The sequence below is a fragment of the Exiguobacterium acetylicum genome (assembly GCF_019890935.1).
GTDB lineage: Bacteria > Bacillota > Bacilli > Exiguobacteriales > Exiguobacteriaceae > Exiguobacterium_A > Exiguobacterium_A abrahamii.
Genome location: NZ_CP082334.1, coordinates 35,374 through 51,106, shown reverse-complemented (window position 1 = coordinate 51,106; position 15,733 = coordinate 35,374). Strand labels below are relative to the sequence as shown.

The 15,733-nt window shown below is 46.7% G+C and carries 20 protein-coding genes; 6 read left to right on the top strand and 14 right to left on the bottom strand.

From position 1 onward, the window contains the following. Positions 1–124: 124 nt before the first annotated feature. From K7G97_RS16785 to K7G97_RS16765, 5 genes are read left to right on the top strand one after another with little or no spacing between them, the layout of a single operon-like run. Positions 125–955, top strand: a complete 831-nt coding sequence (locus K7G97_RS16785) for a ComEC/Rec2 family competence protein (RefSeq protein WP_441316689.1) — start codon at positions 125–127, stop codon at positions 953–955. Beyond that, the gene (locus K7G97_RS16780; RefSeq protein ID WP_223042134.1) at positions 952–1,176 is read left to right on the top strand and encodes a DUF3006 domain-containing protein; all 225 of its coding nucleotides are present in this window, start codon (positions 952–954) and stop codon (positions 1,174–1,176) included. Before K7G97_RS16785 ends, K7G97_RS16780 begins: the two co-directional genes overlap by 4 nt. Before the next feature lie 21 nt (positions 1,177–1,197). After that, positions 1,198–1,758, top strand: coding sequence for a DUF5067 domain-containing protein (locus K7G97_RS16775; RefSeq protein ID WP_223042133.1), 561 nt, complete (start codon positions 1,198–1,200; stop codon positions 1,756–1,758). Between the two features lie 60 nt (positions 1,759–1,818). Next, complete coding sequence (locus K7G97_RS16770) at positions 1,819–2,262, top strand: hypothetical protein (protein WP_223042132.1); 444 nt, start codon at positions 1,819–1,821, stop codon at positions 2,260–2,262. Positions 2,263–2,305: 43 nt separating this feature from the next. Then, entirely contained in the window at positions 2,306–3,262 is a 957-nt protein-coding gene (locus tag K7G97_RS16765; protein WP_223042131.1) for a hypothetical protein, read from the top strand. A 100-nt stretch (positions 3,263–3,362) separates the two neighbouring features. On the opposite strand, the gene K7G97_RS16760 is transcribed toward K7G97_RS16765, so the two are convergent. From K7G97_RS16760 to K7G97_RS16735, 6 genes are all read right to left on the bottom strand, one after another. After that, complete coding sequence (locus K7G97_RS16760; protein WP_223042130.1) at positions 3,363–3,524, bottom strand: hypothetical protein; 162 nt, start codon at positions 3,522–3,524, stop codon at positions 3,363–3,365. A gap of 84 nt (positions 3,525–3,608) precedes the next feature. Continuing rightward, on the bottom strand, positions 3,609–5,072 hold the full coding sequence (locus tag K7G97_RS16755; protein WP_223042129.1) for an ArdC-like ssDNA-binding domain-containing protein: 1,464 nt from the start codon (positions 5,070–5,072) through the stop codon (positions 3,609–3,611). 5 nt (positions 5,073–5,077) lie between these two features. Beyond that, on the bottom strand, positions 5,078–5,356 hold the full coding sequence (locus tag K7G97_RS16750; protein WP_223042128.1) for a hypothetical protein: 279 nt from the start codon (positions 5,354–5,356) through the stop codon (positions 5,078–5,080). Next, positions 5,353–5,808, bottom strand: coding sequence for a hypothetical protein (locus K7G97_RS16745; protein ID WP_223042127.1), 456 nt, complete (start codon positions 5,806–5,808; stop codon positions 5,353–5,355). The genes K7G97_RS16750 and K7G97_RS16745 overlap by 4 nt, the downstream gene beginning before the upstream one ends. Positions 5,809–5,819: 11 nt before the next feature. Then, positions 5,820–6,980: a MobP2 family relaxase gene (mobP2, locus tag K7G97_RS16740; protein ID WP_223042126.1), complete on the bottom strand. Its 1,161-nt coding sequence runs from the start codon at positions 6,978–6,980 to the stop codon at positions 5,820–5,822. After that, positions 6,973–7,224 carry a hypothetical protein gene (locus tag K7G97_RS16735; RefSeq protein WP_058266048.1) on the bottom strand — a complete coding sequence of 84 codons (252 nt, stop codon included), beginning with the start codon at positions 7,222–7,224 and terminating at the stop codon, positions 6,973–6,975. The genes mobP2 and K7G97_RS16735 overlap by 8 nt, the downstream gene beginning before the upstream one ends. 137 nt (positions 7,225–7,361) lie before the next feature. On the opposite strand from K7G97_RS16735, the gene K7G97_RS16730 reads away from it, so the two are divergent. Further along, positions 7,362–7,529: a hypothetical protein gene (locus K7G97_RS16730; RefSeq protein WP_223042125.1), complete on the top strand. Its 168-nt coding sequence runs from the start codon at positions 7,362–7,364 to the stop codon at positions 7,527–7,529. Positions 7,530–7,951: 422 nt separating this feature from the next. Here K7G97_RS16730 and K7G97_RS16725 read toward each other — a convergent pair whose 3' ends face one another. Genes K7G97_RS16725 through K7G97_RS16690 form a run of 8 tightly spaced genes read right to left on the bottom strand, consistent with a single transcriptional unit; the run spans position 7,952 to position 15,723 of the window. Beyond that, positions 7,952–8,791, bottom strand: coding sequence for a hypothetical protein (locus tag K7G97_RS16725; protein WP_223042124.1), 840 nt, complete (start codon positions 8,789–8,791; stop codon positions 7,952–7,954). Further along, on the bottom strand, positions 8,792–9,349 hold the full coding sequence (locus K7G97_RS16720; RefSeq protein ID WP_223042123.1) for a hypothetical protein: 558 nt from the start codon (positions 9,347–9,349) through the stop codon (positions 8,792–8,794). It abuts the gene before it with no gap. A 13-nt stretch (positions 9,350–9,362) separates the two neighbouring features. Continuing rightward, positions 9,363–10,469: a lysozyme family protein gene (locus tag K7G97_RS16715; protein ID WP_262415848.1), complete on the bottom strand. Its 1,107-nt coding sequence runs from the start codon at positions 10,467–10,469 to the stop codon at positions 9,363–9,365. After that, positions 10,469–12,412 (bottom strand): VirB4 family type IV secretion system protein, encoded by a 1,944-nt coding sequence (locus K7G97_RS16710; RefSeq protein ID WP_223042122.1) that lies wholly within the window; start codon positions 12,410–12,412, stop codon positions 10,469–10,471. Before K7G97_RS16710 ends, K7G97_RS16715 begins: the two co-directional genes overlap by 1 nt. A gap of 7 nt (positions 12,413–12,419) precedes the next feature. Then, positions 12,420–13,055 carry a hypothetical protein gene (locus K7G97_RS16705; RefSeq protein ID WP_223042121.1) on the bottom strand — a complete coding sequence of 212 codons (636 nt, stop codon included), beginning with the start codon at positions 13,053–13,055 and terminating at the stop codon, positions 12,420–12,422. A gap of 4 nt (positions 13,056–13,059) precedes the next feature. Further along, positions 13,060–13,371 carry a DUF5592 family protein gene (locus tag K7G97_RS16700; RefSeq protein WP_029343412.1) on the bottom strand — a complete coding sequence of 104 codons (312 nt, stop codon included), beginning with the start codon at positions 13,369–13,371 and terminating at the stop codon, positions 13,060–13,062. A 4-nt stretch (positions 13,372–13,375) separates the two neighbouring features. Then, on the bottom strand, positions 13,376–15,280 hold the full coding sequence (locus K7G97_RS16695; protein WP_223042120.1) for a pLS20_p028 family conjugation system transmembrane protein: 1,905 nt from the start codon (positions 15,278–15,280) through the stop codon (positions 13,376–13,378). Between the two features lie 26 nt (positions 15,281–15,306). Further along, positions 15,307–15,723, bottom strand: coding sequence for a hypothetical protein (locus K7G97_RS16690; RefSeq protein ID WP_214808536.1), 417 nt, complete (start codon positions 15,721–15,723; stop codon positions 15,307–15,309). Positions 15,724–15,733 lie beyond the last annotated feature (10 nt).

Sequence of the window (15,733 nt, the reverse complement as noted above, 5' to 3'; positions counted from 1 at the left end):
CCGGTTAACCTATTAAGAAAAATGATTAGGTAGAAAAAATAACCAACTATCTCCTATTATTCCCTGTATACTGAAGATAACTTACAAATCAGGAATGGAACGATGAAAGATGCAACGTAAATGGATGGGTGCTAGTTTAGCGCTCGCAAGTATTGGATTGCTCGTTGGACCACTGCAAGGCGCAGAGGCAGCGACACCGAAAATCAAGGTTCACTATATCGATGTCGGTCAAGGCGACGCCATCTATATCAAGATGCCAAGTGGTGAGGATATCGTCATCGATGGTGGCAACAAAGGGAAAGGCGATGAACTCGTCACTTATTTGAAGAAACAGAAAGTCGGCGACATCGAGATGTTGATCTCGACGCATCCGGATGCTGATCACATCGGGGGGCTTGATGAAGTCCTCGACTCGTTCAAAGTCAAGAGCGTCTATGCACCGAAGGTCAAGCATACGACGCAAGCCTACAAGGACTTCTTGTTGGCGGTTAAACGCGAGAAGCTGACGATCAAGACGGCAAAGGCAGGCGTCTCGCTTCCGGTCAAAGGCGTGAAGGCGCAGTTCGTCGGACCGGTCAAAGACTATGCGAAGAGTGATTTGAACAACTGGAGCGCAGTCCTACATGTCGCCTACAAGAAGAATACGTTCCTGTTCACGGGAGATGCTGAGCTGAAGTCGGAACAGGACATGATCGCGAAAAAGAAGACGCTACGGGCAGACGTCCTTAAGGTTGGGCATCATGGGGCGAAGACATCGACGAGCGCGACGTTCCTCAAGTATGTCAAACCGAAGTATGCCGTCATCAGTGTCGGGAAGAATGCATATGGTCATCCGACGAAGGAAGTCGTGACGAACCTGAAGCGTGCGAAGGCGACGATGCTGCGGACGGATAAGAGTGGCACGATCGTCTTCGAAGGGAACGGATCGTCCTACACGATCAAGAAGTCGAAATGAAAAAGCGAAAAGGGATCATCGACCGGATTGAGGGGAAGTGGGTCGCCGTTGAGTTCGATGATGGGATGCGCGACATACTGATTTCCCGCTTCCCGATGACGGTGGAATCCGGCGATGTTATTTGGATGGATGAATACGGTCATATTGAGAAGGATGACCGCGAACGGCAGCGACTGTCAGACGAAATCGATGAGCTGATGGAAGAACTATGGGAAGACTAAAAAAGAAATGAGCTGAAGCAGATGAATAAGTTAGGACAAGCGGTCGTTATCGTCGGGTTAGGGTTATCACTCGTTGGATGCGGCACACAAGAGACGATAGAAGATCCACCGAAAAAAGCAGCGAATCCAACTGAAAAGATCGAGGTGGCAGAACCGAAAAAAGAAGATGTCTATTTTAAAGACGACACGTTAAAGATCGACATGGCGACCGTCAAGATTCTTTCGACAGAAGTACTTGAGCCGAGTAAAGAGTATTTCCGTGAAAAACCACAACTCGTCTTCACATATGAGACGACGAACGACAGCAAGAAACCACTGAATGGAATGACTACGTGGATTGCCTGCTTTGAAGCAACACAGGAAGGAACCGACACGATCAATAAGTTAGAGGTAGGGATGACGCCACAAGAAGAGAAGTATGCTTCTTATTTAGAGCATCAGCTGGATGATATCAAACCGGGTGGGACTGCAAAAGGGATTATGGCTTATGACATCGAGGACCCGAAGGCAGTCGTCACCTTGAAAGCGACTCAAGGGATGGCAGGAAAAGAGCTTGGTGAGAAGAAGATTGAACTTGAATGAGAATTCTAAAAATATTCATGATTTCTTTAAAATATAGGTTCTTAAATAGGAGGTGTTATTATGCCGGATCATATCGGTTGGTTATCTGAATATGAATTTGAGTATCTAAGACTGTATAAGCTATACAATGATGAAGGTTTAACAGATCAACATCTAAAAGAATTAAGCGAGATTGCAAGATTATTATATCCACCTGTTAGTAAACGACTAGGGCATGGGAACGATCATGTAATGATTAAGGCTGCATATAATATTGCTATAAAAGGTGGAAAGAAAGCAGGTTTCTTAATCTACACGATGAATAGTCGAGATGTTGAGTATATGAATTGGAACGCGCTAAGGTATATGGAAGGAACGCCAAAACACCATAGAGAACGAAAGTATAGGGAGTTTAAGTTTGTTAGTCTTGATGGATTGTTAGATAACGGATATCACTTTAACGAGGGTTTAAAGTGCAAAAGATTAGGTGGACGAAATAGATATGAATATGTTGTATATGGTTGATCGTATAAGAGGTAGTAAGTAGATAGATACAAAGTCTAGGACGATGATAGATATACATGGTAATCGTGTAGATAAATTAATTTTAAGACACAAAGAAAAAGATAAGGGAAAAAGAGGTACATATATGGCACAAAGTATTTTTGGGGGATCTTCTGAATACAATGACCAAACTTTAGCAGATATTATTGAAGATTTAGAGAAATGGGTTGTTTTTTCTGAGGAAACATTAAGTCTATTTGATAAGACGATATGTGAACTGAAACAAAATAATTACTATCAAACAGTGCCATTCAACCTCAGAGCAATGTACGAAAGAGCAACAAGGAAACTAAATACGTTTATAAGTGATTTAAACGTAATTATTAAAAGTATAAATGCTGATTCAATTTTTATAAGAGATGTAAATCTTTTGAACAACATCGGTAGAATATCAATATTAAGTAATCATCAATTTGGCATGGTATATCATGACATCGTTGATCGATGGAGTGGCGCGAACTTTCAAGATTCAAATTTTTTAATGATTGAAAGACTGTATCATGAAGGAAGAGATGTATTCGTAAGTTTAATGGATGCTTCAAATGCAGCAGAAAGGTTGAAAGATTATATGAGTAATCGACATCAGCAGAACCAGAACATAACAGTATACGGATCTGATAACCATATTCAAGCTGCCTTTGGTAGCAATAATGAATTTATTATGAATGTAAATAAAACGATTGGAAAAGAATCAGCAATTCAATTAGATTGCTTGTTAACTGAATTAATTCAGAAAACAGAACTGTTTTATCGTGAAGATCAGGAGAATGAAAAACAGGAGGTTTCAGAGCTAGTAGAGGGAATTCGTGAAGAAGTGATGAAACCAGAGCCTAAAAAAGGTAGAATACGTTCTTATCTAGCTTCCTTAAAGACTTCAAGTACATTAACTGGCTATGCAGATTTTATAACAATCGTTACTGGTATTTCAGAGTTAGTTTACAGTCTTCCTTTTATGAAGTGATAAGCTGAATTTTAAAAATTTCTATATTTAAAAAAACAACTATATAAAACTAAGCCACAGTCCTCCTAAGTTTAGGTACTGTGGCTCTTCATCTTCAACTTTATCCGTTTAAGATTGCGGTTGCTTTCTTTTCTGCTGTTTTTTCATCTGTCCAGTCCATTTCAGACAGCATACTCGCTTGTACTTTTTCGATCTGTTCACGTGTGTAGCCGAGTTGCTCCATTGCGATGGCAGCATAAGCAATTGCTTGATTGTTAGTCATGGTCAATCCTCCGTCTTGTCTGTATTGTCATTTTTATCCTACTTTTTTATAGTACTTGATTTTAAAAGAGGAGAGGACATGTTTTTAACGGCTACGGAAATCTTGCTCCGGTACATTGAATTGACGCGTCACGATTTGTCGGACCTTTTCTAGATCACGGTCTTCCGTCGAAATCATTTCGTCGTACCATGTCTTTTCGAGGACTTGTTCGGTCTCCTTACTGACGACTTCTGTGTTCAGGATGTGATGGTACGGACCCATCGCATCATCGAGGACGCGGAAGTGTCGGCTGATTGGTTCTTCGCCCGGGATGACGAGCGTATAGGCAACGGTCTCATGTTCATCAAAGTCACGGTCATTGGCTTTCGCGAACGGTTCGAAGAAGTCTGTCGCTCCGTGGACCAGCATCATTGGTTCTTCGAACATTGACAGATCTTGTTGCGTGTCCTGCTTAGCGATGCTTGTCAGATAAGCACCGACGTCCTCTGGTGAATGTTGCATGATTCGTTCTAGCCGTTCAGCTAACGGTAATCCGTGTTCAGTGATCTGTGCTTTCTGTTCGATGTACTCAATCATCTTAAGGGGTGATGCTTCGCGTTCCAAGACTTGCTCCTGCTCGAGTGAAGCATGGATTTCACGGATAAAATGACCGGATGTTTGATGGACTTCGTGCAACAGATCTTCCTTGTCGCGCAAGTCTCTCCCTTGCGTCCAGTTGGCGAGATACGACAATGAAAACTCATCCGTCGGAAAACCAAAGTGCGCCGCGACCGTGTAGGCGACCATCTCCGCTTGGAATTCCTTCTCGTGCGGATTCAACTCGATTCCGCGTTCTTCATTCCGTTCCATGTTGTGCAGATTGGCATGTGCGAGTTCATGAATCAGGATGGTCACGTTCTCAATATCCGAGTTCCGCGGATTGAGGGCGATCGCGTTCAGTTCCGGATAGAAGCACCCCTTCGCTGTACCAAGCTCGCTGAGTGGCTGATCGAGTATTTTCACGTCTTGTGTCTCGGCAATCCCGTTCAACGCGGAACGAAATGACTCCGCTTCACGTATCGATCCATTCCGGTGATAGGAAGCGAACAATTCAGAGACTTCGAGTCCCTTCTCCCGGGCATCGGTCTGTGTGTACTCGAAGACATGACCAATCTTGTAGTACATCGCTTTCCGCGTCGGAAGAGAACCTTCCTTGGCGCGCTTTTGCTCCGTTTTCGTCGCATCCTTCCACGCCACCCACTCCGTCTCTCGTTTGATGAACGTAACGGGGGATGGAATGAAGATTTTAATTCCTTTTTCTCCTTTTTGGACCTGGACGCCTTGCTTCTCCCAGTACGCATAGGAACCGACGGCACGGGCACCTTGGAACTGCTCCTCAATCAACAGCATGTTACGCGTCGAGTAGCGGTGGAACCGGCTCATGAAGTCGAGATGTTCTTTGATGCTCTCCTGACTGACGAAGTGGGAGGCGAGCTGCTTCTCCATCTTATCGGTCAACGCTTGGACTTCCTTCTGGTAATCCTCACGCGTTTTCTTCTTGAATGCCATACCTCTCACGCTCCTTCCGACGAAACGGACGAATCAGCAGCACCTTCAAAATCATTCAACTCTTCTAACACCATCGGGTCGGTAGCCAGTCGATCGAGTAGTAACTGACGGTAATCACGTGATACCGGGAGTAATACTAAGGGTTCTTCCTGCAAGTTTTGGAGCAAAGCGTATTCCTCCTGTGAAAGGAGGATGTCGTAGCATGCTTGATGAATCATGACGGTGACATGAGTCGGTTGTAGTTCGAGAAATGTTGCGAGTGTGAAGGCTTTGAGTCGTCTCATTTGTGAGTCATCCTTTCTTCATCTGAATGCTTGTATTGCTTTCGTTGGTCGATTCGCTTTCTGACAGCCGTCTCTGCCGTCTCAAGAAACGAGGGACGATATTCGGTCGTCGGGATGATATCCTCGATGCTCTCCGTCTGCATCAAGGCTTGTACCAGTTCGATCAATACCTGTGTTTGAAGGTCTGTTTGTTGGACGCTTTTTCGTAACGGAGCAAGACTTTTCGTGATCTGTTCATCCCAAAAAGACGTCAATTCTTGCTCGATCTGTTTCGAGACGGAACGACTGACATAGTTCAAGTCCCATTGCTTTTTGATCATCTCCTGATAGTCACGGATGATGTGATCGATTGCCGGACCGATCCCGGACAACCGTTCTCTCTCCCGGTATTCCTCTAAAAAATCAGCGGTCACGGCACTCATTTTGATCCGGACTTGTTTTGTTTCCTCCATTGCCTGTCACCTTACCTTTCGTGTTGGACTTCCTGTTCGAGTTGTTCAAACGCACGCTGATTCTTGATATGGTCCCACTCATCATTCATGTGTCGTCTGATCCGATAGAGTGTCTCTTGCATGATTCGTTCGCGTCGAAACGCTGATCGGATTTTTTGTTTAGGTGAGGATGTATCCCCCTTCGTAAGCTTCGGGGACGACTTATCTGATTCACGCATCTCGGACAGGATGGCGTTTCCCATCCGTGTATAGAGATCCTGTTCTTTCGTCTTCCGATAAGCCGATGCTTGAGATGCCGATCCGTAACTTCGTTCGTAGAATGCGACCTCCGTATCGAGTCGTTGCTTGAACGTGGCGTGTTCTTTCTCGAAGTGTGTCGCAAGGTATGTGTCAGTCAATTGATTGAGTGAAGGACGCAGATTTTGCATGCCGTTCATGTTGTAATACCACTGCCGTTTATCGTCCGGTAGTTGTTTCTGAATCGCTTTGTATTGGCGTACGAGTTCCGGATGTAGCACGCGATTTGAAACGGATAGTGTTGCGTGATTTTGTTTGTGCGCGAGAACTTCATCACGGATGAAGGCATTCAACTTCTCCTGTTCCCGTGTTCGGTCGGCAAGCGTATGGACGACTTGTGCCTTCATCTTCTCAATCGTTTTTGGTTTCCGTTTACCCCTTTCGCGTGGATGCATCGTCTCGACTGTCGCGATATGGACGTGGATGTTATCCGTGTTGTAATGAATCGCAGCGGTCCACGTCGCATGTAGCATCTGTTCCTTTTCAATCATCAAAGCAGTCGCGTTCCGTGTCGCCTGCATCAACCGTTGTTCATCGATATAGCGATTTTCTTTGACGCCGACTTCTTGTAACCACGCTTCATCGAACGAGATGACATCTTGCCAGAGGATGCTGCCGTTCTCTTGTGCCCGACGGAAGGTATCGCGTAACTGCTCTCGTTCATTCGCACTCAATCGGTCTTGCGTCGCTGTGAACAGACCGCTTGATTTCAGTTCATCTTCCATATAGTCGTGATAGTTTTCGAATTGATGCGACCGCGCTTTTGTCTCTGGTCGATCGATGTAGCTGAGGTAGGTCGTATAACGACGCGCACGTCGGGTTGCTTGCGGCAACTTGAACTTCGACTTGATGATGACGCCTGGAATGTTACTCATCCTGCATCACCTCACGGAAGAGTGTAGTCAAGAGTTCGAGTTCGGTTGCGCTCCGCTTGAGGTGTAGTGTATTCGCTTCGAGCTGTCGTTCGAGGCGTGCTACTTGCGTCGACTGGACGCCGTCCGCGCACCAGGTCGTCAACAATCCTTTCAACAATTCTTGTCGGGAACACATCTGTTTCTCCGCCTGTTCGTCGAGTTGTTTGACGAGGACGGGGTCGATGTCACGAATCAAGAGATCCATTCGTCTTCCTCCTTCCATTACGAAAGTGAGTCTCAATGTTCTAAAAAAATAAAAAGTTTTCCGAACAATTCACTCGTTCCTCCTGTCATTAAAAGTGAGAAAGGTGCTACCACTCATATGAAGAACGGAGGAACTATATGCAATCGATCATCGAACAGAGTTACACCCTTGGAGAAGCCGTGAGCGTCTCCTTGATCGTGGAACTTTTAAAAGCCATGTATGCGAAGACACGCACACGTGAATCTGTCTCAGTTGATATGAGTGACGCTTCTAGTGCAAAGAAAGAATCAATCGGTATGAATTAATAAATTTTTCCATTTGTTGAAACCTCACTCTTCTGAATGCTGTATAAGGATGAGAGGAGGGGATGGAAGATGTCGGTTTGGGTACTCGCATTGTTCGGATTAGCTTTTAGTTTTGGTTCGTTTTATGTCATGTTGAAAGTATTTGAGTCGTTAAAAAGATAATCCTAGAACACATTCAACGAGCCGAGATGCTCGTTTTTTTATTGGACTCGATAGAAGAACAATCAAGTTCTCCAGCCAAAAATCAGAAGCAGTAAAAAGCAAAATGGATCTAAAATCGTGAAAAAGAGCATAAGGGGAAACTGCTATCACTCAGCGTGCTAGCCTAGGCGGAGCCTAGTGTTTCCTTGATATCATCAAAATCGCCAAAAGGTCACACCGCGTGCCACTAAAAACGGCATTTTGGCACGGTGTTTGCCACCTTACCATTTCAGTTCACGTGCTTTAACAAGTAGCTGATCCTGTCTTTTTTCTTCTTGCGTGAGTTGTTTTTTCAATTCCGTTTGTCTTATCAGTGCATCTTCTTTGTCTTGCTTCAGATTGAAGATTTCATCCTCACGTTCGACTTGTTCATCGAGTGTCAGGTCAGGTAAAGTGGCTTGTTTTGCCTCGATGTCCTGTTCGATCTGTTGAATGAGGGAAGCTTGTTCCGTTAGTTCACGCTTCATGTTCTTGATCCGTTTTTGACTTTGCAGGTGCTCGTCATCGAGAAAAAGTTGCGTGTAGTCATCCGCTTGTTGCTTAGAAAGTGACGTCTTTAAGACACGCCGTTGATCCATGTAGAGTGATTCGACGAGCGCATCTTCTCGCTTTGAAGTCATCAATTTTTCGAGTGACTGTTCAGGCTTAATGACATACAAGCGTAGTCCTAGTTGGTCAAAGTCGCGCGGTACATCTTCGATTTCGAAGACGTAGTGCTCGTCCTGCTGATAGACGACACGGACGCGTTGCTCATCTGTTGGTCGTTCCTTATATGCGATTCGTGCCACAAGCTTTGACGCGTAGTCTTGAGGTTGATCGAACTGGAGACGGATGCGCATTTGTTTCCTCTGCACATCATGGGACCAGTCGAGAAGCGTGACGGTCTGTCCATTCGTCAGCCGTGTTTCTTCGCCGATGGGTGTCGCATTAATCGGTTGTTCCTCAGCAAAGAAGAGGGAAGAGAAACCGAAAAACAGAAAACCAATCAAAAAGAACAGTCCCGTTCCGAGATACAAGCGCGACCAGTCACGGGTCAACGTCTTTCGTTTTCCTGGATGCATTTAGACACCTCCTGACGTTTGAAGACTCTTCATCTGATCAACGATGTAACGTCCGCCTTGATGGATAAACGTCAGTTCGACCAACTCATCGGATTTTTCTGAATAGCCATTTGAGACGATCGTCAACGTTCGTTTGAAACGGACGAGACAATGTTCCGGATTGTCCCGATTTGGAAAGACTTCGATGTCCGAGACGGAAGCGGTGAACTTACTATCGCTTCCACTACTCGCAAATAACGTCCGTTTAATGGACTCCGACATATACTGATTGGCTTGTCGTTTGCGTGTGGAATAGGTCCCGTCCTCCCATGTGAAAGCGAACGTAATGAAGCGTTCCGCGTTCTTCGAAATGGTCGAATTTTGTTCTTGCTCTTGTTCGTTAGTCGGGATAGGCGGATCCGACACCGTCGTTTGTGGTAACACATGCTTTTCGTCTTTCTCGACGATTCGATGCGATTCATCTGCTGCCATGGAGCGATATTGATAGACATTGGCACTGATCGACAATAGCAAACATAACGACACGAGCCACAGGAGATGACGACTCGTCAATGCCATGGTTCATCCCTCCTTATAGCGAAAACAGTGGTGCCGGATCAATGTGACCGGACCAATCACTCGTCTTAAATTCGATGTGTAGATGATTCCCGGTCGAACGTCCGGTCGATCCACACATTCCGATCGCTTGTCCGGCTTCAATCTTTTGCCCCGCCTTAACCTGGCGTGCAGAAAGGTGGGCGTAAGCGGTGATCCAGTCGCCTTGTTTGATCTGAATCAGCTGTCCATAGGGTCCGCGTAAGCCGCTATAGGTGACGGTACCGGAGCGGACGGCGTGGACGGTATCCGTATCGTGACAACTAAAATCGATGCCCGTATGGACGTCCGTCTTTCCGAAAACAATCCGTGATCCGAACCCCGACGTCATCTGCAGCGGGATGTCGAGCGGAGCATGGAGTTTCCCTTTGATTGGTCCTGTCTTGCCTTCTGCCAGTACCGTCGGCGTCAGATAACGAAGGACGGCATCGACATATTCGATGTCACCATAACAGGCTTGATGCTCGATCGCACTCGGACGATGGCATTGATAGATACCACTCTTCTTTACGCGCTGGTACATCATCTGGGAAAAGGAGATCGCGAGTTGTTTCGTATAGCGTCCCCCGTTTTTTTGGACGTAATCAATGAAGCCACCCCCGAAGTTGTAACTCTGGAGCGTCAGCTTGACGTCCTTGTTCGCTTGTCGGAAGACAGATGCGAAGTGTTTCACGCCGTAACGAATGCTCTCATCGGGTGAGGTGATACAACCGATCCGTCCACACTTCGATTCACTCGCTTGCATCGGATCGTTTCCGCGTCCGCCACTTTCCTGCATCATCAACGCAAGGACGACGTTCGTCTGTCCTTCGAGCTGTTCCTTCTTCAATTCACGCGTAATTGCTTCCCGGTATTGTAGAACATCATCACTGACTTGTAGACTCGCATCCGAGTAAGCGATCGGGGTCTCTGTCGCCTGTTCATTCTCGATCCCGGTCAATGTATCGAGAATCCCTGCGACGATGATGATCAGTAGGAGAAGCAGAAGCGCGATTCCGAGAGCAATCAGACGATACTTCAAGGTCAGGAGTCGCCATTTCATCCGGACGGCGACACGTGCCGACTGCCGGACCGTACTCCACATCAGGCACCACCTCCGAATAAGGTCAGCTCCTCGGGTGAGACATCAACATCAAAGATCAGCGTCTTCACACCGGAGATACTGAGGACGATCCGTCCTGTCTCGAGCGACGGGATCAACCGTGTCTCACTCTCCGTCAATTGTCCGTCGAAGACGGTCTGGATCGTCGGGATGCTTTCGGCATCCTGTTCACCGATAAACTTATATTGCGTCAGCTGGAACAAGGTTTTGACGTTCTCCGCATTCTCCGACTTCGAACCGGTCGGAACAAAGTCCGTAATCAAATGGGAAGCGAAGAAGATACCACCGAAGTATTTCCGTGCTTCGCGCATGAACTGTTGCAGATATAGAATCGCAGGTTGGGCGATATCGCGCGTATTGATCAGGTGATGTGCCTCATCGATGACAATCAGATATTTGAAGGCATCTTCGATTAATAACTCGCCCTGGTTGTAGCTGCGGAGTTGTCCGGCACCATTCAGAATCATCCCGTCCCACAGCATGTTCATCAGGTTGAAGACCTGTGCCTGAAAGATTTCATCTTTCAGATTGGTCAGGTTGCGTAGCGGGAATGAGACGATCGCTTCTTCATCGAATCGTTCGATTGAAGAGTGCCCGTCGAAGATATTGCCGTAGTTGTGAACGAGGTTCGTGATCGCGAGCTCGATGTTCTCAAGACGGCGGATACGGTTCGTACTGATTGTCTCGCGGATCGTCGTCCGCGAATCGTCCGCATACAATTCAGAGCGGACGAGCGCCAAGAAGTCAGAGAAGACCGGATAGGTGTTTGCTGGGTGCGTCGTGATTGGCGCGTCACCGTCCTCATTCCAGAGCCCTTTCTCGAGGTAGAGTTGCCGGAGCAGGATTTCGAACTCGTTCGCTTCTTCTTGTGTAGCTGCGGGATTGATGTAGTGATAGAAGACCGCAATCTTCGACAGGTGTTGCATGAACGAGAGGGCTTCGTCCGCCGAGCCGTCGGCATGTGTCACCGTCTTATAGACATGGAGCGGATTGATCCGACCAGCGGAACCATCGAGCGCAATCTCCTTCCCGCCTAGTTGTCGGACGAGGTCGGAGAACTCACCCGTCACGTCTAAGATGCGGACGTGATTGCCTTTAATGGCTTGATCGAGGACCGTCTTCTTGAGCAAGGTCGATTTCCCGGAGCCCATCTTGCCGATCATCAAGGCGTTGTAGAACTTCCGTTGCTTGTCCTTATGGAACAAGTCGAAGATGACGCTCCCGTTCGTATCGGTCGTCCCGTAATAGGTCCCGGTCGGATCCTGTAGCGCCGTGAAGTGGAATGGATAACCGCCCGCGATTGAGAGCGACGGAATCTCTTTCCCGCGACGTCGGTTCGGTAGTTTTTGTTGTTGCTCGTAGCTGAGGAACAGGCTCTGCCATTCCCATTCCTGTTCGTTCAGGAAGACAGTTGCGCGGAAGTTCCGTGCCTCCAGTTCCTCCATCACGTCCTGGACTTGGCGTTCGAGTGTGTCGACTGTCTTCGCTTTAACGTAGAGACGGAGATGCAGATACTTCATCGTCTCACCTTGCGTGATCTGTTCGTAGAGTTCGTTCAATTCCTTACACGTCTCCCGCGCATCAATCCGGTCGACATTATCTTTCGCATTTTCGAAGCGCGTATTCTGCTCGGCCATCGATTTGTTGATGGTCCGGATCATCTCCCGTTTGTCCGCCGTCCCGATGTCGAGCGTCGTCAGGACGCCGGGGAGGTTGAGGATCGGTTCGAGCCAGAAATCGTAGACGGTCGATTGATACTTATAGACATGGAGGCAGGCAAGATAACCGTCGCCGGTCCGTACATAGTTCGGCTCGAAGCGGAGTCCGCCTTGCGGTTGAATCGCTTGGACGAATGTCGGATTGTAGCCGTCTTGTTGTTTGATTGTTTCCGGGTCTTGCTTTCGTAAAAAACGTGTACGCCACATGACACCATCACTCCTTTCCGTCCTGGGTCGGTTTTGTATTCGGGTTGTGTAGCTGGAACAACACATTGATTTTCTGCTCGAGCGTCATTTCGACCATCGGGTTGCTGCGTCGAAGCAGTTTCGTCAATTGATGCTTCCGTTCCCGCAACATTGCCTCATCCGGGGCATAAAAAAAGAGGAGATAATCGCGATTGGTGCGATGCTCCTCGAGGTAGATCAATTCTTGCTTCTTCTTTTGCAAAAACGGATGATAGGCGGCGTTTTGATTTTGCCGAAGCTGTCGTTCGATCCGCTGTTTCTGTTTCTCCAAATTAAGCGGTGTATTGAGCGGAATCACCTTCAACGGATGGACGTACGCCTGCAACAGATAGGCGAGGGAGAAGATGTCATGGTCCTTCTCCGTCTCGGACAACCCATAGATATCCTTTGAAGTCAGCTGAATGATGTCGCAGAACGTCCCGTCCTGCATCTCGAACCCATCGAGCGCCGTGGCATCAATGATTGGTAGCAGAGAGGCGACAGAAGGCGGGATCCGGATGCGTTTTTCCTTCCGTGTTGGAGGTGTCGTCAATTGCATCTCATCGAGCCAAGTAATGTCTGTCGTCGGAATTGTTTTAGATCGTTTCTCTTCCGATAAACTCATGCCATCACGCTCCTTTCGATCCGTCCTTACCGTCTGTCAATGCGATATACGTGTCTTTCTTCTTCATCAGCGCGTAATAGAGCACGTGAATCATCCGTTTCTCTGGATTCGTCGTTGGGCGGATGACGAGGAAGAGTCCGAACGCGACCAGGAAGAATGTGAATGGAAGATGTAAGGCGTCCGGGATGAACGGCAGGGCAATCAACCGGACGATGATCAAAGCGACGAGAAAGAGTAAATCATAGAGGTAAAGCATCTTATTGATCTTCAGCTCGGTCGTGACTTCGTTCGGAATCCGGTACTGGCGCTGTTGCATAGTCTCACTCCTTTTTCGGATCTAGCCGCGGGACATCGGTCGAGTACATCCGGGACGACTCTGACGTCACACGTGTCTGCGTTTGTTCGACATGCTTGAGTTCTTTTTGTGTCGTCGTCTCAAGTGTTTGATAGATCGATTTTCGTTGCCGCTGTGTTCCGGATGATGTCTCTTGCGACTCAGTGATAGAAGTTGAAGAATTGCTCGCGCCTGAAGAGGGTAGAGTATGTGCTGTCTCTTTAGGTGTCGTGTTAGATGTTGATCCTGAGTGAATAGAAGATGGATTAGGTGCACGTGTTCCAATCGGTTGTTCCGACGGTGAAGTAGGTTGCGATGCGACAGTTGTTTCAGAGGTATTGAACGCATCAGGTGAAGTAGTTGGTTGTTCCTTCATCGATCCATCGGGCAACTTCGATTGTGCAACAGGCGTTTGCGATGATGGTTGAGTAGTCGCAGGTGATTGTGGTGAGACATCGTCCGAACGGCTTGGCATGGACTCTTTTGATGTTGTTGCAGTCGGACTCTCCAAATTCGTGTCGTGCGTCGATAAATCAGTGGATTCAATGCGTTGGTTCTCTTGTCCGATTGATCGTGAAGTGCGCTCTTGTGCTTGCGAACGAACTGGCACACTATCGGACGAACGATCTGGACGACCCGTCGGTGTACCACCACCTGATGGCGGATTCGGTGGTAACTTTGTACTAGCAGCTTCTGAGGCGGATGGAGTAGTAGGGCGTGATGTCCTCTTCATCGTCTGTCCAGCGACACGAGCCCCTACTTTTGCCGTTCCTTTCCCGACAGCATACGCACCAAGTGCGACACCCCACCCGCGTTTCAGACCCGCATCGATCCCGAAGAGGCGTTCGACCATGTTCGGTCCATCAATCAAGGCAGCAGAGAAAGCAATCAATGCGATCAAATAGGCAAGACCATCGAGTGTATCAGCAAGATAAGCCGTCCCAATTGTGTAGAGCTTAATTGAGACGAAAATCAAGATAATGACGAGGAACGTATTCAGGATGCTTTGAATGACCTTCTTCGTCTTTTGTCCGCTGTGTAAGTCAGCAGGGGCGACTAAAATCGCTAAAACATAATTAAAAGCCAACTCGAACGAAAGTCGAGCCAGCTTGTAGGCAATCGAGAAAAGAGTGAAGCCCATCACGCCAAGCGTGACAAGGATCGTCAGCCAGTTCGGATGATACCGATAGTAGTACTGGTTGTTCCATTCAACACCGCTCTGGTCTAACTCGGTTTCGGTCATTTCTTTCCCATTCCAAGCAAGTATGTTCTGAGAAATATCTTCACCTTCTTTACTCAATCGATACTCATCGCTATCAAATACATCATTGATGTCTATATTCTTGATTTGGCTTGCTGGAATAGAGTTTGGAATTTTAATTTTTGTATCTTTGAAAGCAGTTTTATCGTATTCGACTAAATCATGTACATTTTTTTGGAGCACTGATTGTGATAGAGTATGATCCCGATTTTCATATACTCCATCTTGATTGATGCTTGTAATGGCTTTGTCTGTGAACTCACTTGTCTTTATCATTGTCGGAGATAACAACCCTAAAACTAACAAAGTGATAAACAGATTGATGAGAAACCCTTCTCGATCAAATTTTTTCTGAAAAATCATCAAGTAACCGGTGAATAAAAAGCTCCCGGCTAAAATGACATATAAAAAAGGTTGAATCGTCTGAACGAATTCAACCACTTGAGGATTATTAAAGAATGATTTTATGAGGAGGATGTCGTCTGTAATCTGTTCAAGACCATCGATGATGAAGGAGAGACCTCTAACGAGAAGCCAACCAATAGAACGAAGCGCATCTCTCACTAAATCACTGATGCTCAGTAAGTCTTGAAATTCCTCCAGTTTGGATGCTAAATCTCCATTAGCCATGATGGTCCTCCCTTCTCTGTCTGCTTTTAATTAATAAAAGAGGCTACTTCATCTTCGATTGCCTTGTCATCTAACGTAGTAAGGTCGAGAGAACGAACTAATTTACCATTCTCTAGTTTGTACAGACGACCACCCTTTAATTCTCCATGTTCATCTGTAGCACGATTTTCTAAATCTTTTCCGTTAGGTTGAAAAGGATTAAACAAGTTTACTTGTACATCTTCTTTCTCAGCGATGTCCTTCACTTTATCTACATAAGGCTCAAATTCTGCTTTACTGTCGCTATCGACAAGTAAGAAATTGCTTTGATCACTATCTTTTAGTTGATCAATTTCTTTTACAGAAACTTGTTTAAGAGACTTTGCTTCACTATTTTCACTACAACCGACCAAAAGTAACGCAGAGGAAATCAATAGTCCGGAGAGTACTCGTTTCGCTTGCATGCCTCCACCC